Source organism: Campylobacter concisus (assembly GCF_002165785.1).
Lineage (GTDB): Bacteria > Campylobacterota > Campylobacteria > Campylobacterales > Campylobacteraceae > Campylobacter_A > Campylobacter_A concisus_W.
Genome location: NZ_NDYO01000004.1, coordinates 97,144 through 118,949, shown reverse-complemented (window position 1 = coordinate 118,949; position 21,806 = coordinate 97,144). Strand labels below are relative to the sequence as shown.

General features: G+C 37.3%; 18 protein-coding genes and 4 pseudogenes. 6 read left to right on the top strand and 16 right to left on the bottom strand.

The annotated features are described in order from the left end of the window. Positions 1 to 9 precede the first annotated feature (9 nt). Positions 10 to 1,281: an O-acetylhomoserine aminocarboxypropyltransferase/cysteine synthase family protein gene (locus B9N62_RS03240; RefSeq protein WP_087584350.1), complete on the top strand. Its 1,272-nt coding sequence runs from the start codon at positions 10 to 12 to the stop codon at positions 1,279 to 1,281. 141 nt (positions 1,282 to 1,422) lie between these two features. Beyond that, a pseudogene (locus B9N62_RS10725) lies at positions 1,423 to 1,644 on the top strand (IS1595 family transposase); the annotation flags it as partial. A gap of 14 nt (positions 1,645 to 1,658) precedes the next feature. Here B9N62_RS10725 and B9N62_RS03230 read toward each other — a convergent pair. The 7 genes and pseudogenes from B9N62_RS03230 to B9N62_RS03200 form a co-directional block, all read right to left on the bottom strand. After that, positions 1,659 to 2,525, bottom strand: a complete 867-nt coding sequence (locus B9N62_RS03230) for a TIGR01777 family oxidoreductase (RefSeq protein ID WP_087584349.1) — start codon at positions 2,523 to 2,525, stop codon at positions 1,659 to 1,661. A gap of 200 nt (positions 2,526 to 2,725) precedes the next feature. Then, complete coding sequence (gene rpsR / locus B9N62_RS03225) at positions 2,726 to 2,992, bottom strand: 30S ribosomal protein S18 (protein ID WP_087584348.1); 267 nt, start codon at positions 2,990 to 2,992, stop codon at positions 2,726 to 2,728. A gap of 134 nt (positions 2,993 to 3,126) precedes the next feature. Continuing rightward, positions 3,127 to 4,567: pseudogene (locus B9N62_RS03220) on the bottom strand (potassium/proton antiporter). Between the two features lie 20 nt (positions 4,568 to 4,587). Continuing rightward, positions 4,588 to 5,025, bottom strand: coding sequence for a hypothetical protein (locus B9N62_RS03215; protein ID WP_021090991.1), 438 nt, complete (start codon positions 5,023 to 5,025; stop codon positions 4,588 to 4,590). A gap of 31 nt (positions 5,026 to 5,056) precedes the next feature. Then, positions 5,057 to 6,298 carry an ArsS family sensor histidine kinase gene (locus B9N62_RS03210; RefSeq protein ID WP_087584347.1) on the bottom strand — a complete coding sequence of 414 codons (1,242 nt, stop codon included), beginning with the start codon at positions 6,296 to 6,298 and terminating at the stop codon, positions 5,057 to 5,059. Beyond that, positions 6,298 to 6,975, bottom strand: a complete 678-nt coding sequence (locus B9N62_RS03205) for a response regulator transcription factor (RefSeq protein ID WP_087584346.1) — start codon at positions 6,973 to 6,975, stop codon at positions 6,298 to 6,300. Before B9N62_RS03205 ends, B9N62_RS03210 begins: the two co-directional genes overlap by 1 nt. A gap of 98 nt (positions 6,976 to 7,073) precedes the next feature. Then, complete coding sequence (locus B9N62_RS03200; RefSeq protein WP_087584345.1) at positions 7,074 to 8,477, bottom strand: Do family serine endopeptidase; 1,404 nt, start codon at positions 8,475 to 8,477, stop codon at positions 7,074 to 7,076. Between the two features lie 155 nt (positions 8,478 to 8,632). On the opposite strand from B9N62_RS03200, the gene B9N62_RS03195 reads away from it, so the two are divergent. From B9N62_RS03195 to B9N62_RS03185, 3 genes are read left to right on the top strand one after another with little or no spacing between them, the layout of a single operon-like run. Further along, the gene (locus B9N62_RS03195) at positions 8,633 to 9,529 is read left to right on the top strand and encodes a DnaJ C-terminal domain-containing protein (RefSeq protein WP_087584344.1); all 897 of its coding nucleotides are present in this window, start codon (positions 8,633 to 8,635) and stop codon (positions 9,527 to 9,529) included. 3 nt (positions 9,530 to 9,532) lie between these two features. Then, a complete protein-coding gene (locus B9N62_RS03190; RefSeq protein WP_087584343.1) occupies positions 9,533 to 9,907 on the top strand; it encodes a heat shock protein transcriptional repressor HspR in 375 nt (124 codons plus the stop codon). A 3-nt stretch (positions 9,908 to 9,910) separates the two neighbouring features. Beyond that, on the top strand, positions 9,911 to 11,536 hold the full coding sequence (locus B9N62_RS03185; protein ID WP_087584342.1) for a cation:proton antiporter: 1,626 nt from the start codon (positions 9,911 to 9,913) through the stop codon (positions 11,534 to 11,536). 102 nt (positions 11,537 to 11,638) lie between these two features. Here the strand turns inward: B9N62_RS03185 and B9N62_RS03180 are convergent, their stop codons facing one another. From B9N62_RS03180 to secA, 3 genes and pseudogenes are all read right to left on the bottom strand, one after another. Then, positions 11,639 to 12,838: an ABC transporter permease gene (locus tag B9N62_RS03180; protein WP_087584341.1), complete on the bottom strand. Its 1,200-nt coding sequence runs from the start codon at positions 12,836 to 12,838 to the stop codon at positions 11,639 to 11,641. Positions 12,839 to 12,889: 51 nt separating this feature from the next. Continuing rightward, positions 12,890 to 12,991, bottom strand: a pseudogene (locus B9N62_RS11005) (SEC-C metal-binding domain-containing protein); the annotation flags it as partial. Between the two features lie 108 nt (positions 12,992 to 13,099). Continuing rightward, a pseudogene (secA, locus tag B9N62_RS03175) lies at positions 13,100 to 15,496 on the bottom strand (preprotein translocase subunit SecA); the annotation flags it as partial. Between the two features lie 97 nt (positions 15,497 to 15,593). Between secA and lolA the strand changes: the two are divergent. Continuing rightward, positions 15,594 to 16,106: a LolA-like outer membrane lipoprotein chaperone gene (lolA, locus tag B9N62_RS03170; RefSeq protein WP_054196481.1), complete on the top strand. Its 513-nt coding sequence runs from the start codon at positions 15,594 to 15,596 to the stop codon at positions 16,104 to 16,106. 26 nt (positions 16,107 to 16,132) lie between these two features. On the opposite strand, the gene B9N62_RS03165 is transcribed toward lolA, so the two are convergent. The 6 genes from B9N62_RS03165 to B9N62_RS03140 are packed head-to-tail and all read right to left on the bottom strand — an operon-like array spanning position 16,133 to position 21,791. After that, positions 16,133 to 16,672, bottom strand: coding sequence for a hypothetical protein (locus B9N62_RS03165; protein WP_087584339.1), 540 nt, complete (start codon positions 16,670 to 16,672; stop codon positions 16,133 to 16,135). After that, positions 16,669 to 17,988 carry an ATP-dependent DNA helicase gene (locus tag B9N62_RS03160; RefSeq protein WP_087584338.1) on the bottom strand — a complete coding sequence of 440 codons (1,320 nt, stop codon included), beginning with the start codon at positions 17,986 to 17,988 and terminating at the stop codon, positions 16,669 to 16,671. Before B9N62_RS03160 ends, B9N62_RS03165 begins: the two co-directional genes overlap by 4 nt. Continuing rightward, complete coding sequence (locus tag B9N62_RS03155; RefSeq protein WP_087584337.1) at positions 17,989 to 19,998, bottom strand: bifunctional C40 family peptidase/M15 family metallopeptidase; 2,010 nt, start codon at positions 19,996 to 19,998, stop codon at positions 17,989 to 17,991. Further along, a complete protein-coding gene (locus B9N62_RS03150; protein ID WP_087584336.1) occupies positions 19,995 to 20,489 on the bottom strand; it encodes a chemotaxis protein in 495 nt (164 codons plus the stop codon). The genes B9N62_RS03155 and B9N62_RS03150 overlap by 4 nt, the downstream gene beginning before the upstream one ends. Next, positions 20,482 to 20,928, bottom strand: coding sequence for a DUF523 domain-containing protein (locus B9N62_RS03145; RefSeq protein ID WP_087584335.1), 447 nt, complete (start codon positions 20,926 to 20,928; stop codon positions 20,482 to 20,484). The genes B9N62_RS03150 and B9N62_RS03145 overlap by 8 nt, the downstream gene beginning before the upstream one ends. Next, entirely contained in the window at positions 20,925 to 21,791 is an 867-nt protein-coding gene (locus tag B9N62_RS03140) for a D-amino acid aminotransferase (RefSeq protein ID WP_087584334.1), read from the bottom strand. The genes B9N62_RS03145 and B9N62_RS03140 overlap by 4 nt, the downstream gene beginning before the upstream one ends. Between the last annotated feature and the right edge of the window lie 15 nt (positions 21,792 to 21,806).

The window sequence follows — 21,806 nt, the reverse complement described above, 5'->3', positions numbered from 1 at the left end:
GGAGCAAAAATGAGGCAAGAAACCGCTGCGATCCACGTAGGCTACGACACACATGAGGGCTTTGGCACGATGGCTGTGCCTATTTTTCAAAGCACGGCTTACGACTTTGGAAGTGCCGAGACTGCGGCTGCTAGGTTCGATCTAAAAGATGGCGGCCACATCTACACAAGGCTTGGCAATCCAACGACAGATATCTTTGAAAAGAGGGTCGCTGCGCTTGAGGGCGGAGCCGCTGCGATAGCGACTGCAAGCGGTCAGTCAGCTTTGTTTTACAGCATCATAAATTTAGCCCAGGCAGGTGATAACATCATCATCGCCAAAAAAATTTATGGCGGCACGACAGTACTTTTTACGCACACACTAAAAAGATTTGGCATAGAGGCCAGAGTCTTTGACAGCGACACGGCTGATGATCTGGAGGACTTGATAGATGATAAAACGAGGGCTATATTTTTTGAAACGCTCTCAAATCCGCAAATTTCTATCCCAAATATAGAAAAAATCGTAGAAATTTCAAACAAATATGGCATCATTAGCATCACCGATAACACCGTGCCAACGCCTATCATCTTTCAGCCACTTCGCCACGGCGTCGATGTTTGCGTGCATAGTGCTAGCAAATATATGAGCGGTCAGGGCCTTAGCCTAGCAGGTGTGGTCGTAAGCGCAAATCACCTAAACGAAAAGCTAAAAGGCAACAAGAGATATGAACATTTTAACGTGCCAGACGCGAGCTATCACGACATCGTCTATGCTGATATGACGGATCGTTTTGACATCTACACACTAAGAATGAGACTAGCTATCGTGCGTGACATCGGTGCTGTAATATCTCCGTTTAACTCTTGGCAGCTTATACAAGGGCTTGAAACGCTTGCGGTTAGGGTTGAGAGGCATTCACAAAATGCGCTAAAAGTGGCTAAATTTCTAAACTCTCACAAGCATGTAAAAAGCGTGGCATACCCAGGACTTGCCGACAACGTAGATCACGCAAAGGCACAAAGATACTTTAAAGACGGCATGGCTAGCGGGTTATTTTGCTTTGAAACTGATAGCTTTGAACGCGCAAAAAAGATGTTAGAGCGCGTAAAACTATTTAAGATAGTGGTAAATATCGGCGATACAAAGTCGCTCATCACGCATCCAGCCTCAACTACTCACCAACAGCTAAGCAGTGAAGAGCTCATCAAAGCTGGCATTACAAAAGAGCTAATAAGAGTTAGCATAGGCCTTGAAAACGCAGAGGATCTGATCGCTGATCTAGCTCAAGCTTTAGAATAAAGAAATTTCTAGCTCATTCTGGGCTAGAAATTTAAATTTTACTATAACTTTAAATACCTTGTCTGAACTTGTATCCGCTCTCATTTGAAATGAGAGTATTTTACATTTAAAATGAGAGCGGGATAAGGATAAAATTTGCTTCACTATCATTTTAAATGTAAAAATATATTTTTAAATAGCTTTTTACAGAATTCTAAAGGTTATGCTAAACATAGATTATCTAAATTTAAAGGGATAAGGAAAGAGAATTTCTTATTACATTTAAAGGAATGTGAATTTAAATATGATACTAAAACTACACAGGAAAACTTATATCAGAAACTACTAAAATTGATAAGAGAAAATCTGCTTAAGTTTTGTTGAGCATTTAAAAAATCTCAGCTTAAAATTTCACTCAAAGCAGCGTTTAAATCACCAAATTTAAACTCAAACCCCTGTTTTAGTAAATTTACAGGTCGCACATCTGCACCTTCAAGCAATATCGCCGAGCCTTCGCCAAATTTTAGCTGCAAAACAAAGCTTGGGACATTAAAAATGGCTGGGCGTTTAAGTGTGTTTGCAAGGGCCTTTGTGAAGCTTTCATTGGTAGCAAATTCTGGCGAAACAAGGTTAAAAATGCCTGAAATTTCACGATTTAGCACAAGCTCATAAGCTTTTAGCAAATCGTCCAGATGCACCCACGAAAAGCTCTGCTTTCCGCCTGCCAAAACGCTGCCAAGACCTAGCTTAAAAATCGGCAACATCTTAGCCAAAGCACCGCCCGTTTTGCCATCAACCCCTCTGCCAAGCACTACGCCAAGCCTAAAAATCGCCGTTTTCACGCCAAGCTCACTGGTCTTTAACGCTTCATTTTCCCAAGCCACCGCCAATTTTCCCAAAAATCCTTTATTAAAATTCTGCGAACTTTCATCGTGTATTAAACCGCTCTCATAAATGCCAACCGCCGAAGTTGAGATGAAAATTTTGGGCTTTTTTGAAGTCTTTGAAAGTGCCAAAATAAGGTTTTTCGTACTTGCAATTCGGCTATTAAAAAGCTCATTTTTATAGCTTTGACTCCATCTTTGCGAGATGTTTGCACCAGCTAAATTTATTAGAGCATCACACTCTTGTAAAATCTCAGTCAAAGCTGAAATATCCGCATAAATCTCACGCTTTATTTTTAAAATTTCATGCCCTTTTGAAGCTAAAAACTCACACAAATTTGAGCCAACAAAACCACTCGTGCCATTTATCGCTATTTTCAAGTTTGTCCTTATCAAATTTTCTTAATTGCAATTTTCACTTTGCTTCAAAGCGTGTATTTTAAGAAGTTCATCCTTTTTTGGTTTTTTAGATTATACCAAAAAGGATGAAATTTTATTATTTTATTATCGCTGAATTTCGCAAGAGCATATATTTTTCTTAAGAATTTAAAAGCTCATTTGTAAGGTCTAAAATTTATGTATTATAGACCTTCAAAAGGATTTGAAGCTACGTCCTTGCGATCAACTATATAAGGTATGAGAGCTGCGTGACGTGCTCTCTTGATCGCTTTTTCTACCATCTCTTGGTATCTTTTTGATGTGCCAGTTAGGCGTCTTGGCATGATTTTAAATCTCTCTGACAAGCAATACTTTAAAAGTGAAGTGTCTTTGTAGTCTATAAAATCAATCTTTGCTTCTGCAAATTTGCAATTAACCCATCTCACTTTTTTTGTAAAAAAATTTCTCATTTTTAACCTTAATGTAAAACTTGGTTACAAGACAAATTCAAATTAAAAATCTACCGCCCATTATAGAGGTATATACGGTTGCGCTTTTTGCTGCATGTGTTTTATAAAAATTTTATTAGTGAAATAGTATAAATTTAATAAGTCAAATACTTAACCGTATCTTGATAAAGCACTTGATTTTCGCATTGTATCAGTAGCAGGTCATTTTCTTCAAAGATTGTTGAGCCGGTCGGCTTTTGATATTCGTTTTTACGCTTTATTAGGATTATTAAAAACTCAGTTGGAAGCTCAAGCTGAGCCAAATCTTTGCCAATTAGTTTTGAGCCATAGTGGATGGTATGCTGGCGAAGCGTGTAGCTTAAGATCGGCGAGTTTTCTACTACCTTAATATCCTCTTGCTCGCTCTCTTTGACCTTAAATTTATCAGCTGCAAAGCCAAGCGACATGCCCTGTATCAAAATCGAAATCAAAACCATAAAAAATATAATGTTAAAAATCATATCCGCATCACGTATGCCATCGACATAAACATAGGTAGCTAGTACCACTGGCACAACGCCTCTTAGTCCAACCCAAGAGATAAAAATTTGCTCATTTATCTTAAATTTTGAAAATGCAAGTGATGCAAAAACACCAAGTGGTCTTGCAAAAAACATAAGCCATAATGCCAAAACAAGCGCCATTAGTGCCGTTGCTGGAAGCTCGGAAGGATTTACTAAAAGACCAAGCGTCAAAAAGACAACTATCTGCATCGTCCAAGCGATACCATCGTGAAAACCGACTAAATTTTTCTTATGAGAAAACTCTTTTTTGTTTATGAAAATTCCAGCAATATAAACAGCCAAGTAGCCATTGCCACCAACTTTAAAGCAAAGTGTGTATAAAAGCAATATCCAAGCGATAGAAAAAACTGGATAAAGGCCCCAGCTTTTTAAGCGAAGTCTATTAAAGATAGCTGGCAAAGTTACACCAAACAAATAGCCCATAGCGATACCTATACCAAACTGCTTAACTAGCGTAATAGCCCACTCAGATGCTGTCGGTGTGCTATTTAGCGAGATCATTTGAATGATGGTCATAGTTAAAAATATCGCCATTGGATCGTTTGAGCCAGATTCTAATTCAAGCAATGGTGCAATTCTATTTTTAAGTGAAATTTTCTTAGCTCTTAGTATGGCAAATACCGCTGCTGCATCTGTCGAAGAGATAATGGAGCCTAGCAAAAAGGCCTCCGCCCAAGTAAAATCAAGAAGATATTTTGCTACTGGAGCGATAGCTAGTGCGGTTAAAAAAACACCAAGTGTAGCAAGAGCCAAACCTCTACCAAAAATCGGCTTTCGCTGCAAAATCAGTATCTAGTCCACCAGCATAAAGTATAAAGATAAGTGCTAGCATGCCGACATTTTGAGCGATCACTTGATCATCAAAATTTACGCCAAGCAGCCCATCTGAGCCAGCTAGCATACCAACACCTAAAAATATTATTAAAGATGGAATTCCAAATTTATCAGAGATCTTACTTAAAAGAATACTAGTTATAAGCAAAACTGCAAAAAATAGTAGTAAATTCTCCAAACAAACTCCACAAAATTATATTAAATCATACTTTCAAAAGCTTCAAATTTTTCTTGATTTGAAAGCATTTCAAGCAATACACCATAATTATCTTTTATCTCATCTTGAAGCTTAGTAGTAAGCTCTTTAGCATTTCTTCCATCTTTTGGATAACTTACTATCAAATCAATTGGCTCAGCGTTTAAAAACTCTTGAATACCCGATAACAGTTCGCTAGCTCCTCTTTCATTTGTTCCATGAAGCACGACCACATAATGTTCATTCTCTCTTACAACGACGTCAGTTTGTCTTAAAAATTTTTCAAATAGTTCACTATACTCTTTAGTGCTTGGCAAAGAAAAATATATCAAAGATAAATTTTTTGCATAATCTTTTACATTTTTATAACGATTTATAAAAGCTATTTCAAGATCTATTATTGATAAAATATCAACTGGTGAGAAAATTTTTGCTGCCATTTTTAGCCCTCTTTTGTTTATTATGTTTTATTTAAGTCACTATTATATCTTGTAAATTTTCAAAAACAAAGACATTCATTCCGTTTTTATATTCGTATCTAAATTTGAGTCCATGAGCATCAAGTATATTGCTAACTATATATAAACCTAGTCCAAAACTCTTTTGCGTATCCTCTCCTTTGATAAATGGCTGGATATAAAAGTCAAGATCATTTTTTAGCTTCTCACCTTGGGTTATAAATTTCATATGATCCTTGCTAACAACGATATTTACATGCTTATCAGTTGAGTACTTTATACCATTATCTATCATATTTTTTATAGCAACTGAAAATAGCTTGAAATCAACAAGAACCCTAACCTCATCAAGCTCGCTAATGCCAACATGCTCTTTTTCTACCATTGCTATATCTATGGCTTCATCGATAAGATCTCTCATAAGACAAGGCGTTTTATTACTAAGTCCTATTTTTGATGTTATCTGCTCTATCGCTGCAAGTTCGTTTATTAAATTTTCAAGCTTGTGAAAAACAGAGATCAGCCTCTCTTGATTTTTACTTTTTTCTATCATTTGAGCAGCTATTAGGCCTTTTGTAATAGGGGTTTTTAGCTCGTGCATTATATTTCTTAAAAAAAGATGCCTTGAGTCATTAAGTGCCTTGATCTGACAAACTGCCTCATAAAATGCCTCTGAAACTTCAGAAATTTCATCCTTGCCATTGCCGACATTTTGCACACCCTCAAGCTCACCATTTGCAAATTTAACAATCTGACGCTTTAGTTTTCTAAGCGGTTTTATTTTATAGATGACAAAAATATAAGCACCTAGCAAAATAACCGCAACCACCAGAAAGACAGCCTTTATCACCTCGTATCTGTAAGGTTGAAATTCTTTATCCATTAAAAGCTTTAGCTCATCTAAATGCTCAATCCTTAAGTAATGATGCTTGTCATAAAGCAAGATCGCACTTGAGCCTAGATCGCTTGAAATTTCTTCTAAAACGGTCGCTTGTTTTAAAATTTCATCTTTTTTCTTCTCGTCTTTGATCTCTGGCATATCGATATTTGAAAGCTGGCGGTCGTACTGAGTTTTATTTATGATGCCACCCATATAAAACAAATTTGTCCTAGCAACATTTGAGTATTTGTTGTTTAGCTCTCTTGTATAGTTTTGCTTATCAAAGCCCATAAGCCACAAAAAAGCTAGAAATATCGAAACGAGCGCGAGCCCGAAGATAAAAGTTATAGTTATAAAAATAGATGATCTTGGCATCAAAGAACCAATTTGTAGCCGATACCACGGATCGCATGGATATATTTTGGCTCTTTTGGATTTTCATTTAGTTTTTGGCGAATCCTACCAATGATAACATCTATACTTTTGTTTGAGCTGTCTTCATTTATGCTTTCGCAGTTATAGATAAGTTCCTCTCTAGTGACCGCTCCACCCTCTTTTAAAAGTAGGTATTTTAAGATGTCGTATTCTGCAGCAGTTAAATTTAGCACATTTCCTTTGAATAAAATTTCACGCTCAAACTCTTTTAAAACCAAGTCTTTATTTAAATTTTTTGACTCATTTAAAGGGGTTGCATTTTGTCTTCTTAAATGGCTTTTGATACGAGCCAAAAGCTCTTGTGGGTCATATGGCTTTGGCAAATAGTCATCAGCACCGTTATCCAACGCATTTACCTTATCTGTTATATCATGCCTTGCACTTGATATGATAATTGGGATGTTGTGATTTTTCCTGATCTCTTTACAAACTTCTAGTCCGTCCATACCAGGCAGCGTAAGATCTAGTATAACCAGGTCAAATTTACTTGTATTTAGCGTAGATAGTCCGATATATGGCTCTTCGGCAGTTATCACTTCGATATCGTAATTTTCCAGATACTCGGTTAAAATTTCAGCAAGTTCCATATCATCTTCTATCATTAAAATTCTAGTCATGATCTTTCCTGTTGTAAATTTAATTTTTAAGGATTATAGCAGATTAAGATTTTAAAAATTTAAAAGAGTAAAGAGCTGAAATTTCAGCTCTTAAGTGGTTATTTTATAACAAGGCCTTGCATAATGCCACCGCGATTTACCCACACCAGCGTCTTTTTGCCTTTTGTGTTTTTGACCGTATTTGAAAATGTCTGAAGGTCTTTTATGCTCTCTTCGCCAACTTGCACGATCACATCGCCTCTTTCAAAGCCAAAATCTTCAGCCCTAGAGCCGCTTTTTACGTCAGTTACAAGCACACCTTGGGTATCTGGACTGATTTTATACTTAAATCTTATCTCATCACTTAGATTGCTAACACTAAGTCCTTCGATGATAATGCTTTTTGCTATGTCTTTTGAATTGTGATCAGCGTTTGCAAGCTTGATTTTTGCATTCATTATTTTATTTGATCGCTCGTAAGTTATATCAACGCTGCTATTTGGAGTTAGTGAGCCGATGAAATTTTTAAGATCATTTGCATTTTTGATAACTTTATCATTAGCCGATATAACCAAATCGCCTCTTTTTAGTCCAGCCTCATCTGCTGGCATACCCTGCTCTACACCGCTTATTAGCGCACCTTCTTTGTTTGTATAAAGCTCTTTTTGCTCATCTGTTAAATTTGCGATCGTAACGCCGATAAAGCCACGCTCTATTTTGCCATCGACGATTAGTTTTTTAGCTATGTCTTTTACCATGTTTGATGGGATTGCAAAGCCAATGCCGTTATTGCCGCCACTTTTTGAAAGAATGGCCGAGTTTATACCAACTAAATAGCCCCTACTATCAACCAAAGCACCGCCTGAGTTGCCAGGATTTATAGAGGCGTCTGTTTGGATAAAATTTTCATATTGATTAAGGCCTATATTATCTTTATTTAGACCTGAGACGATGCCTTGAGTGATACTCTCACCAACGCCAAATGGATTTCCTATAGCAAATACAACGTCTGCATCAAGTAGTTTTGACGAGTCTGCAAAAGTAATTGCATTTAGTCCGTTTGCTTCTATCTTTACAACGGCTAAATCGGTTTTTGGATCACTTCCTATTAGCTTTGCTTTATACTCTTTGCCGCCATTTGCAAGAGTTACGACTATTTGATCGCTATCTTCTATAACGTGGTTATTTGTAACGATATATCCATCATTTGAGATAATAACACCAGAGCCAAGCGAAGTAGTTTTTTCTTTTTCTTTTGGTTTTGCAAAATTAAATCCAAAAAATTCATTAAAGAAAGGGTCATTAAACATCTGCTCAATGCCAGCATTATTTACCGTTTTTGTAGTTGAGATATTTACAACTGAAAGCTTTGCCTGAGCGATCGAGTCATAATAAGAAAGTACGCTATTTTTATCGCTAAGTGGTGAGACTCTCGTGATATTAGAGTTAGCTTCATTAAATTTAATATCAGCCCCCACTAAAAAAGAAGCTGTTACTAATGAAATTAGCATAATCTTTTTCATTTTTTTCCTTTAAACTAAAAATTTTTGCAAATTATAAATATAGTGAAAAAATAAAATCTTAACACTTTTTCTTGTTATTAAACAAAAATAAACTTGACTTGCATAGACTAAAGCTTTGTGATATAATCCGTATCAAAAAAATATAAGGAGAATATATGAGTGAAAGCTTGTATGAGACTTTAGGGGTTTCAAAGGGTGCCTCAAGCGACGAGATAAAAAAAGCTTATAGAAAACTTGCTAGAAAATACCACCCAGATATCAATAAAGACCCTGGAGCAGAAGATAAATTTAAAGAGATAAATGCTGCTTATGAAATTTTAAGCGACGATAAAAAACGAGCTCAATACGACCAGTACGGCGATACTATGTTTGGCGGTCAAAATTTCCACGACTTTGCTAGTAGTTCAGCCGATATGGGCGACCTAAATGAAATTTTAAAGAATATCTTCTCAGGTGGCTTTGGTAGCGGTGGAGCTAAATTTAGCAGCGGATTTGGTAGTAATTTTGGAGGATTTGACGGATTTAGTAGTGGTGGATTTGGCTTTGGCGGAGCTGATCTAGACGTAAATGCAAAAATTTCTATACCATTTGACGTAGCTGTAACTGGCGGTGAACATAAGATAAATTTTAATGGCGAAAGCATTAAGATAAAAATTCCAAGTGGCATAGAAGGCGGCGAGAAGCTTCGTGTAAAAGGCAAAGGTAAAAGCGCTGGCGGACAAAAAGGCGATCTTATCCTTGCTATTAGTGTTGAACCAAGCGACGAGTACGAAAGAGTTGGCGATGATCTATATAAAGATGTAGAAATTCCACTAAAAACTATGCTTTTTGGTGGCAAAATCGACGTTCATACATACAAAAAAGATGTCACGATTAAAATCGCTGAGAACTCAAAAACAGGCACAAAGATCCGTTTAAAAGGATATGGTGTGCAAAATAGAAAGAGCGGAATTTATGGAGATCTTTACTTAAAAGCTAGAGTAAAACTTCCAAATATTAGTGAGCTTGATGAGAGCTTAGTAAAAGAATTAAAAGAAAAATTACCGGAGTAAAAAATGCAAAATTATGAAGAACCACTTTTTTTAATAAGCGTTGTTGCAAAGGTTTTAAGCATACATCCACAAACTTTAAGACAGTATGAAAGAGAGGGACTTATCGAGCCATCAAGAACAGATGGCAAGATGAGGCTCTACTCTCAAAAAGACGTTGACCGCGTAAAAACTATACTAAATTTAACACGCGAACTAGGTGTAAATTTAGCCGGCGTTGATGTGATACTTCAGCTAAGAGAGAAGATTGACGATTTAGAATCAACTATTGATGAGCTAAATAAAAAATTGCACGAAGTTACCAGCCAAACTAGCACAAAAAGATCGCTCGTAAAGAGAAAAAATAGCTTTGATCTTGTATTTTACGAAGGTAAAAAATAATTTATGGAACAAATTTTAGAAGGTTTCTTGCTTGTTGCAGCGATCTCAGTCGCATTAAATGTCATTTTTAAAAAATTTCAGATCCCAACCATCATCGGCTACATCGTAACTGGTACGCTTATATCAGAATTTTTCAACCTAAAAAGCAATGATGAAATTTCTCATATCGCGGAATTTGGTATCGCATTTTTGATGTTTACCATTGGGCTTGAGTTTAGCTTTAAACACTTAATGGGCATGAAAAAAGAGGTCTTTTTAAATGGCGGCTTACAGGTTTGTTTAAGTGGCTTTATAATGGGTGTGATGCTTTATTATGCCCTTCACTTAAAAGACGAAACGGCACTTATTGCAGGTCTTGCGCTTGCACTCTCATCAACTGCGATCGTACTAAAGACACTAAACGATAGTGGCGATGTGAGTAAAATTTACGGCAGAAAAGCACTTGGAATTTTACTATTCCAAGATATTGCCGTCATTCCTATTTTGCTTATGATAGATATGTTTAGCTCGCAAGATGCCTCTATAAATGAGCTTTTACTAAAGACATTTACAAGTGCGATTATTCTTATCGTTGTGCTATTTTTACTTGGTAAATATGTCATCAACTGGATATTTTATAAAGTTATTCAAACAAATTCGCAAGAGGTTTTTATAGCTACGATTTTATTTATGGTCGTTGGCTCTAGCACTTTGGCTCACTTTTTTGGCTTCTCATACTCTTTGGGTGCATTTTTGGCCGGTATGATGATGGCTGAGACACAGTATAAACACCAAATCGAAGTTGATCTTATTCCTTTTAGAGATTTGCTCTTAGGGCTATTTTTTATAACCGTTGGTATGCAGATAAATTTTGCTGTCGTCATCTCAAACATCTGGCTTGTTCTTGGCCTAGTATTTAGTGTCATGGTGATAAAAGCAGTTGTCGTTTTTGCTATCTTAAACATCTACTTAAAGCGAAGAGTTGCTGCAAAAACTGCACTTAGTGTTTGTCAAATAGGCGAATTTGCACTAGCTGTTTTTGGACTAATGACTACTAGAAATTTACTTGATATACAAACTGCTCAAATTTTTATCGCAGCATCAGTTGTGTCGATGTTTGCCACGCCTTTTATACTTAAAAAACTAGACGCGATAGCTGACCTCATAGAACGTGAGATCGTTGTTGAACCAAATGAAGCTCTAAAGCCGCAAAAAATAAAAAATCACATCGTAGTCTTTGGTTATGAAAGGCTTGGACAAGAAGTCGTTTTAAGACTAAAAGAGACAAAGCTTTTATATCTTGTGCTTGATAATGATATTAGTCTAGTTGAGCTTGGTAGGAGCCGCGGGGAAAATGTATTTTTAGGAAATGTTCTACAAAACAACACCCTTGAAAATGCTTGCCTAAAAGACGCAGCCGCTGTTGTTATAACCGTTAACAATGAGCAAAGAGTGGAGCTCATCGCGCAAAAGATAAAAGACTACGGCGTAAATACCCAAACTATAATAAAAATAAATGGTGAGGGCAATAAAGATATTTTTGGTGAGCTGGGTAAAAATTTTCACCTAATAAACGAAGAGCGTGTCATGGCAAAAACACTCGTACACGAGGCTCTTCAATGCAAAATCGATCATGATATAAGAGCGTAAAAGTATAAATTTATCCTAGAATTTTACGAGTTTATGCTAGTTTTAAAATAATCTTTTAAAAATAACTTTTACAAGCAATGAGAAAGCCTAGATCTCTAGGCTCTACTCATTTCTTAAAGTTTGAAGCACATTTACTTCTGTGGCTTTTTTAGCTGGGTAATAAGAAGATATAGCAACGATAAAAATAGCTCCAACGATGATAAGCACAAGATCGATTATGGATAGTTCAAGAGGCAGTTTGCTTGAGCCGTAAACATCAGCCGGCAAGTCTATAATATTAAAATTTCCAAGTAAAAATAGCCCCAAAAAGCCAAGTATCAAGCCAAATATAATGCCGCCTCCGCCGATAACTAGCCCTTGATAAAAAAAGCTCCTTTTTATCTCGCCTTTGCTAGCACCAAGCGCTAAAAGCAAGGCGATCTCCTGCCTGCGGTTCATCACAGTCATTAGTAGCGAGCTTATGATATTTAGCGAGGCAACAAGTATGATAAGCATCAAAACTATAAAAAGTGCTCTTTTTTCAAGTGCGAGCGCTGAGAAAAAGTTGCCATTTTGCTCCCACCAGCCAATAGCAACCGTGCCAGCTGGAAGCCCCTCGCGCACCCTTTTTATATCATCAAATGGCTTACTTGAAAAGATGTGAATTCCATCATAAACGCCTTTTGGGTAGTCTAAAATTTTCCTTAATGCATCAACTGAAGTATATGAAAATGCCTTATCGTAGGCGATTAGCCCAGATGTAAATGAGCCACCGATATCAAAGCGTTTCATCTTTGGCGTTAGCGAAAAGCCAGCAGGATCAGCCTTTGTAAAGATAAGCGTTAGTTTTTCATCGTTTCTTAGCCTAAACTCACTCGTTATGCCACTTCCCACAAGTATCTCAAAGCCCTCTAGCTCTTTTTCTTTCAAAGCTTCATTTACAACTGAATTTATCTGCTTTTCATCTTTAAAATTTACGCCATAAATTAGCCCACCTTCAAGCGCATTTGCCGAGCGGTAAATGACCTGCGTGCTGATATATGGACTAAATTTAAGGTCGCTAAATTTAGCCTTTAGCTCATCTACAAAGCCATCATCGATCGATCCTTTAAAAGCGCTTTGAACAGTTATTGGATAGTTCATCGTAAAAAGCTTGCGCTCAAATTCTTTATCAAACCCATTCATAATAGCCATCGCAACTATTAAAACCATAAGTCCTATGCTAACACCAAGAAAGGCAAGCAAGGCGCTTAGAGCGATAAATGGCTGAGTTTTATCAAATCTTAAATATTTAAAAAGTAGGTACTTTGGTAAGCTTGTCATCAAATAGCCTTTAAAAGATTAAGGCGCTTTGGCGCCTTAAAAGTAGAAATTTTAAGCAAATATGCCTTTTTTAGGGCCACTTTTGCCGTGGCAATCTTTATATTTTTTACCGCTTCCACAAGGGCATGGAGCATTTCTTGGTATCTTTTTTTCAGGCATGAAATTTTCTTCTTCGCCTTGGTTGTTGTAGCTTAGAGGCTCATTTTCAGCATTTTGGCTAGCTTCAAGCATCATCCTAGCTTGCTCTTCTTGCTCCTCGCGGCTCTTAAATCTAACAACTTGAAGCGTCTTAACGCTCTCAGTTTTTAGCCTACCAACTAGCTCCATAAAGAGGTTGTAGCTCTCTTTTTTATACTCCACTAATGGATCTTTTTGGTTATAGCCTCTTAGACCGATACCAGTTTTTAGGATATCCATCTGATAAAGGTGCTCTCTCCACGCATTATCAAGCACTTGAAGATATAAAATTTTCTCTATATCTTTTCTTTGCTCTTCGTTTAGCACGCTCATCTTTTCGTTATATCTAACCTCTAAAATTTGCGCTATTTTTTCTACTAGCTCATTATACTCTAGCCCTTTTAGCTCGCTCTCGTCGATCTCTTCGCCACAATCTGCAAGGATGATAGAGCATAAATTTTTAATGTCAAAGTCATCTTTCAAGCCGCCATGGAAAATTTCAGCCGTATCAAGTAAATTTGTAGCGTATTCAACCCTATTTTGAGCTATCTTTTCGCTCATATCATAGCTCTTATCAAGTAGCTCGTCGCGGTATTTGTAGATAGTCTTTCTTTGCTCGTTCGCCACGTCGTCATACTCAAGCAAGTGTTTTCTAGCCTCAAAGTGCAAACTCTCGACTTTCTTTTGAGCATTTTCAACAGCTCTTGTCACCATGCGGCTCTCGATACTCTCGCCCTCGTCGATACCAAGCCTATCCATGATCGCTTTTATGCGGTCGCTACCAAAAATTCTTAAAAGATTGTCCTCCAAGCTTAGGTAAAATCTACTCATACCAGGGTCGCCCTGACGTCCAGCACGGCCACGGAGCTGATTATCTATCCTTCTACTCTCGTGCCTTTCGGTGCCTATGATATATAGGCCGCCAAGGTCTCTGACCTCGTCGTTTATCCTGATATCAACACCACGTCCAGCCATATTTGTAGCGATAGTTACAGCGCCTTTTACGCCAGCTTGTGCGATGATCTCGGCCTCTTTTTCGTGGTTTTTAGCATTTAGCACAGAGTGTGGGATGCCAACCTTTTTAAGCATCTCGTGAAGCACCTCACTGCGCTCGATACTTGCAGTTCCTACTAGCACTGGCTGACCTTTTTCGTGAGCTTTTTTGATCTCGTCGATGACAGCTTTAAATTTCTCATTTTGAGTTTTATATATAAGGTCGTTTTGATCGATCCTCTTAACTGGCACGTTTGTTGGGATCGAGATGACATCAAGGTTGTAAATTTGAGAAAACTCGGTAGCCTCAGTTTGAGCCGTACCAGTCATACCTGCAAGCTTTTTATACATCCTAAAGTAGTTTTGGTAAGTAGTATCAGCTAGCGTTTGGCTCTCTTCTTGGATTTTAACGCCCTCTTTTGCCTCAAGCGCTTGGTGAAGCCCCTCGCTAAAGCGCCTGCCCTCGCTTAGACGTCCTGTAAATTCATCAACGATGACAACCTCACCATCTTTTACAACATAATGAACATCTTTTTCAAAGAGATTGTGCGCCTTTAGAGCTTGATCTAGGTGGTGGCTTAGCACGGCATTTTCAAGGTTGTATAAATTTTCAACCCCAAAGAGCTTTTCAGCCTTGCTTATGCCAGCTTCCGTGATCATTATCGTTCTATTTTTTTCATCTACTATAAAGTCGCCAGTTGGCTTTGAGCCTGGCACGTTTGGATCAGCTGGAGTGCCTCTGGTAAGCTGTTTTGCGACTTGATCGGCTCTTATATAGCCATCAAGCGTGCGGTTTGTTGGACCAGAGATGATAAGTGGTGTTCTAGCCTCATCTATCAAGATACTATCGACCTCGTCCACGATAACGAAGTTATGGCCTCTTTGCACCTTCTGACCAGCTTCAAATTTCATATTGTCACGAAGGTAGTCAAAGCCAAATTCTGAGTTTGTGCCGTATGTTATGTCGGCGTTATAGGCAGCTTGTCTTACTTCATCGTCGTATCCACCGCTTAGTATCACATCGACGCTTAAGCCTAAAAAGTTATAAAGCTCGCCCATTTGCGTAGCGTCACGCTTTGCAAGGTAGTCATTTACGGTTACTACGTGCACGCCCTTGCCACTCATCGCATTTAAGATAACTGGCAAAGTTGCTACCAAGGTCTTACCCTCGCCCGTTTTCATCTCAGCGATCCTGCCCTCGTTTAGCACCATGCCGCCGATTAGTTGCACGTCAAAATGGCGCATCTTAAGCACCCTTTTGCTGGCCTCTCTAACGATCGCAAAAACATCATTTAAAATTTGATCTAAAGTGACTTTTTCTTCTACTACTTGGGCTTTTAGCTCATTAAATTTGATCTTAAGCTCATCGTCGCTCATCTTTTCATAAGTTGGCTCAAGCGCATTTATCTGCGCCACACGTTTTATGTATTTTTTGACTTCTCTATCGTTTTTCGTGCCAAAAATCTTTCTAAATACCGATGAAATCATTACTTTACCTTCCTAAATTTTTAAACTTTGGATCTTAGCATAGTTTAACTATTTATTTAATTAAACTGGGCTAGAATACGCCAAAAAAGGATAAAAAATGAGAAAATTTCTAGTTGCATCTCTCGTTGCAGTTTGCTCATTTGGTGCTGGCTTAAATTTCAAAAGCCTGCAAAGTGACTTTACACAAACTGTTTTTAGCGAAGGCAAAAGCATAAATTATAAGGGTAGATTTTACGCAAAAAACGACAATACTGCACTTTGGATATATGAAAGTCCAACGCCAAAGAGAATTTATTTTAACAAAGAGCGTGTGATCGTGATTGAGGACGAGCTTGAGCAAGCTATCATTTCAAAGCTTGATGATACGCCAAATTTGACACAAATCTTGGCTCATGCGGAGCAAATTCAGCCGACACTTTACAAGGCGATATATGACGGAGTTGAGTACTTTATAACTATTAAAAACACGCTTCCAACGACGATTGACTATAAAGACAAGCTCTCAAATAAAATAAAAATCACTCTAAGCAACCCTGTAAAAGACGCGCTAATTCCGCAAGAGACGCTAACTCCAGTTATCCCACAAGGTTATGACATTGTAAATCAATAAATTTGGCTAGCTTTAGCCAAATTTATTCACTTCTCTCCAAAATCTTTTCCAAATTCTTGAACGTTATTTAGATCGATAGGCTTTTGAACTACATCATTTGGATCTGGCGAGATGATGATCTCATTGCCCTTTTTCTTCTTTTCTGGTTTTGTTACAATCTCTTCATTAACACTTGGATCGGAGCATAAATTTTGGCTTTTTATTGCTTTTATGATCTCGCTTAGTTCAAGATTATTTATCACTTTTATATTTAAGATAAGCACATCATCGATATCAAGAGAGTGCTTTTTGGCTGCGTATTTTATGAAAAGCTCTTTAAATTTCTCTTTTCCCATTGAGGTTAAAATATCTTCCACGTAAAAGCTACCAACTATTATGTTTAAAGCATCAAGCACATACGCTTCATTTTCTTCAACATCACGTCCGACGACTTCAAGGTTCATATTTATCTTTTTTGTTAAATTTTGTCCAGCTTTTGAATAAATATCTGTTTGAAAATCTCTTACTTTTAGCACGTCTGCAAATGCAAAAATACAAAAAGCAAGGCTTAAAAATAGCTTTTTCATAAATTCTCCTTAATATGCAAAAATACGTTTTCTTGGTAAAATTTCTTAACTTCGTCGTCAATTTTAACCACTTTTCTTAAATGCTGCCTAAAATCACTTTTTTTATCATAAAAAAGTTTTAAATTTTTAGGACTTACTGCACGAGAAAGTGCGACGTAGAGTTGTCCTTTGGCAAAAATGTGGTTGATATTACAAATGAGCGAGTTTATGCTCATTCCTTGAGATTTGTGGATAGTTAGAGCGTAAGCAAGCTTAAATGGAAACTGATAGAGCGATACCTGCACATTTTCTTTGATCTCATCTTCGTTTAAATTTAACGAACTAAATATATAAGCTGCTTTTTCTATCTCACAAATTTCACCGCTATCTTTTTGCACGATCACACTTGAAATGGCGCCATTTTCTTTTAAAATTTGCATGATCTTGCCCTGCTCGCCGTTGTAGTATTCACCCCATTTATTTGAGGTAAAGATGATCTTAGCCCCTATCTTCATCTCTAAATTTCGCGAGATATTTAGCGTGTTTGCCCACTTTTCAAACTCTTTTTTATCTAAATTTTCATCCACAACAAGCACGTCCGAGTTTGAAATTTCAAGAGGTGCATTAAGCGCAAGAAGCCTCTTTTGATTTAGCATCTCAGCCTCTGCGTTTCTACCAAAAAGCACGCTTGTCTCGCTATCTGGCTCTATGACATCCACTCGCAGACCCTCGATGTAAGCTATCATCTCATCATCTAGCTCACCAACTCTAAGACGAGAGAGAATTTCATAAAATCTAAGATCATTTGTGCGTTTTGAGACGAGAAGCTCGACATTTGTAAATTTCATATCCTCCCACGCACTGGAGTTAAAAGCGTACAAAAAGTTAAAAAGCCTATTTTCGTTTTGCTCCTTTTGCACTGGCGGAAGCTGATAAAAATCACCCACTATAAGCACCCTACCTTTAAATTTAGAGGTGAGCAGGCGATATCTTATCATCTCCATTAAATCTGAGCTCACCATTGAAATTTCATCAATTACAAGCAGATCACAAGCATCAAGCATATTTCTTAGCTTGCTTAGTTTGTCTTTTTGATGATAGTCAAAGCGCCTTAGCTCCTCATAGTCTTTGCAGTAGCCAAATTTAAAAAAGCTATGCAAGCTAACACCGCCAAGACTAACGGCACTTATACCAGTTGAGCCAAGAATGATGACGTTTTTAAAATTTTCTTTGTAGTGTCTAATGACAGAGGCCGTTAGATAACTCTTGCCAACACCTCCGCCACCAGTTAAAAAGACGTTTGAGCGAGATAAAATTTCTAAAATTTGATCTTTCATCTACTCAAACATCTCTGGGCGATACTCAAAGTGCATCGTATCAAAGTGCTTCCAGCGTCCGCCCCAGATAAATTTATGTTTTTCAAAAACACGCACTATCTTTTCAGGGATGAGATTTTGGTAGCCATTGCTCCACTGCCAATAGTGGCTCTTTTTCACATTTATATCGATCGCAATACCATGGCTGTGCGGGCTCAAGCGGTTTGTGCCAGCGATTACTCGCCACTTAAATGTTCCACCTGGATTTTTTAAATACTCAAGCAAACTAGCATCACTTTTTACCATATCGTTTAGCTCATTGCTTACGTCTTGCAAAGCAGCTGCGGCTCCATTTTTAGAGTTAAATTTTAAAGGTAAATTTAAAAAATCCTTTAGCCAGATGACATTTACTAAATTTGCTTTTACTGCGCTCTCGCTTGAGCCATAAATTTTGCCTAAAAATTCATAATTTCTACATCTGCCAGCATCGCTTAGTGCGGTGCTAAGCGGCGAAAATGCAGCGTAATCAAGCGCATTCATATCCTCTATATCAGCACCGATACTACACTCATCATCTTTTTGTTTAAAGTCATCATAGACAAATATTGTTCCATCACCAAATTTGACCAAATTATCCTCAACCTTAACATCATAAGCCCTTTGTAAAGCTGAAATTTTTCTAGCTTTATCACTTATTACATTTTCGGGCTTTATCACATTTATAGAATCGACCTTTGAAATAAGCAAATTTGAGTTTTGTATATCGCTTCTGTTTTGTCCGATGTTTAATGTAGTTACTGCCGTAGCACCGATTAACGCTCTGCCGTTATTTTCGGTTTTTAGTCCCCAAGCATCATGTACCACGTAGATATCATCGCCCTTGTACCCAGCATAAAGCATTATGTGTCCCGGCAAATGCACGAGTGTAAGATATGGCACACCTTTTTCTTTTATCTCTTTTGTCTTAGCAGCGTTACTAAGTCCTTTTAGATCAAATTTTTGTCCCATATTTGCTTGAGCCCTTGAGTTTCTAGGCAACCACACGCCAAAACTTGCTAGTAAATCTTTCGTAAAAAGCGAGCAATCCCTTAGCTTATCGACCCCACCCCAACCATAAGGCTGAGTAAGAAGAGAGCTAATAAGTGTTTTTAGATTTGAGTCGTTAAATTTAAGAGGAAAAAGGGCGCCAACAGACTTTGGCAACACAAATTCTCTCAAGAGATTTCTTACATAAATTTTGCCGTAGTAGTTTTTATCATCCTGTGCCAGAACAGGCAGTATCGCTCCAACTCTTGAATAAAACAAGAAATTTCCAGCCTTGTCATAAACTGGCATTTTATCCGTTTTTATAGTCACAAAACTTGACTTTTGATAGGCATTTGCCTCATCATCGCTTATAAATTTTATATCCTCGACCTTTACCCAGCCCCAAACCGCATCATCACTAACAAACGCCCAAGCCCTGTCTTTAGAAAGATGTGACACAAAAAGCGGATGAGCGATGCTTAGGGTTGATTCTTGCAGATAATCAAACGGATAGCCCTCACCTGGAGTTTGCGGATTTAAAAATATCGGCTCATCGGTTGGAAAATTTCTTAAAGCTGTGTTTGCCGAAGTTAGAGCATAAGCAGAGATGCTTGAAAGAGCTGAAAAATTTGCATTGTCCTTTTGTGCGTCAAACCAGCTTTGAGGTATCTGTCTAAAATTTGAGCCAAAATACTTTCTCTTTTCGCTTGGCTTATATATATTAAATGCCCAAAAAACATCGTTTGGATTAAATTTTACGCCCCTTAATGTAAAAACCTTAAACCTTCTTTTTAAAATTTCTTCTTGGTCAAAGCTTGCACTTTGCATATTTTGCGGTAGTGACGAGGCATCTTGCTTCATTTCAAAATCAAGCAAACTAATGCGTTCATTTGGCTTATATACATTTTCATCCGGTAAAGAATTTTGCACATTTGACTTTGGCTGGGTCTGTGAACATCCCAAAAACAAAGCAACACTAAACGCTAAAAATATACCTTTTTTCAAATTTTTTCCTTATCCTTAAAAATATCTTCTACAATTAAAACAAAAATGTAAAACATCTTTTCATCGTTATTTTTACAAATTTGCTTCATCGTCTCATTCTCGCTTTTTACTTTTATGTCATTTGACCTTAAAATTTCTACAATATCAGAGCCAAATTTCTTTGAAAGATCGCCCACTTTTACATCATTTAGAGCGTTTAAAAATCTAGTAGTGTTACAATCCATCTGCACCGGCTTATGATTTAAAATATTTTTAAACTCAAGGCTTAGCTTCTTTAACTTTTTCTTCTTAACGTAGCTGTGGATGATGGTTAAGACAACCAAACTAAAGCCAAAGAAAATGTGCAAATTCAGTGAATTTTCACTCATTTTCCCATTCAAGAAAAGAATGCCACTCATAAAAAGACCGATCACACAGATAAAAAGCAGCAACAAGATGATGTACTTAAAAATCACCTCAAGCATAATGTTGTCTTTTAGCCTATCAAACATCAAGCCCTACTATCTCATCTTCGCTGTAAACTAAAATTTCATTTTCTTTTAGTAGTTTTGCTGTGATGCCATCGCCTAAAATAAGCCTCTTACTAAAGCTTCCGTCATAAATTTGCCCACTTCCACAACTTGGACTTTTTGATTTTAAAATGGCCTTTTTGCAGCCATTTAATTTGGCTATCCTTAGGCAAATTTCTGCTCCATTTTTGAAATTTTCACTCACATCTTTGCCTGAAAATTTACAAACAACCACACCATTTTTCATCTCAGCCGGCTCCCTAGGCGTGCTAAGTCCACCGTAAACCTCTGGACAAACAAAAAGCAGATGATATCTCTTTGAAATTTCATCTAAAACATCTTTATTTAAAAGATTATTTTCGCCGTTAAATTTGCAGTTTATGCCAGCTAGGCAAGCGCTTATTAAGATTTTTTCTCTCAAAGCCCGGCTTCTTTTAAAAGTTCACCAGCATAAATTTCACGAAGTTTGCTTGAAATTTCTCCTACTTTTGCACCATTTATCGCCTTGCCATCAGCATAAACAACTGGTAAGAGTATGAGCGTCGCAGCCGAGATAAAGACTTCATCAGCACTATAAACTTCATCCATGCTAAATTTTCGCTCCTCTATCTTAAGGCCAATATCTTTAGCGATCTTTAAAAGCCTCATACGGCGAATTCCTGGCAAAATTTCATTTGAAAGTGGTTTGGTTATGAGTGTTTTATCCTTGATAATAAAAGCACTTGAGCTACAGCCCTCTGTCACAAAGCCATTTTCCACCATAAAGCCCTCATCTGCACCTTTTTTATGAGCTTCATTTTTAGCGTAGCACTGAGCCAGAAGTGAGATAGACTTGATGTCACGCCTTTTCCACCTGATATCCTCGACACTCACGACTTTTATGCCAGTTTTTGCAGCAGGATTGTTTAAAATTTCACTCTCGTAACAAAAAATAAAGACACTTGGTGTTAAATTTTCTATAAAATAGAAATTTCTAAACGCCACGCCTCTTGTTATTTGCATGTAAATTCCGCCCTCTTTTAAGGCGTTTTTGGAGATTATCTCATTTAAGATCGCTTCAAATTTTTCCTTTTCATAGGGCAAGCTTATATCTATCTCGTTTAAGCTTCTTTCAAATCTCGCCCAAAATCCATCTTTATCAACCATTTTTGAATTTATCACAGGTACAACCTCATAAATTCCATCACCAAATATAAATCCTCTATCAAAAGCACTAACTTTTGCCTCGTCTTTTTGCAAAAATTCTCCATTTAAAAAGACGGTTTGTAAAGCTTGATCTACCATTTTTAGCTCCTTAAA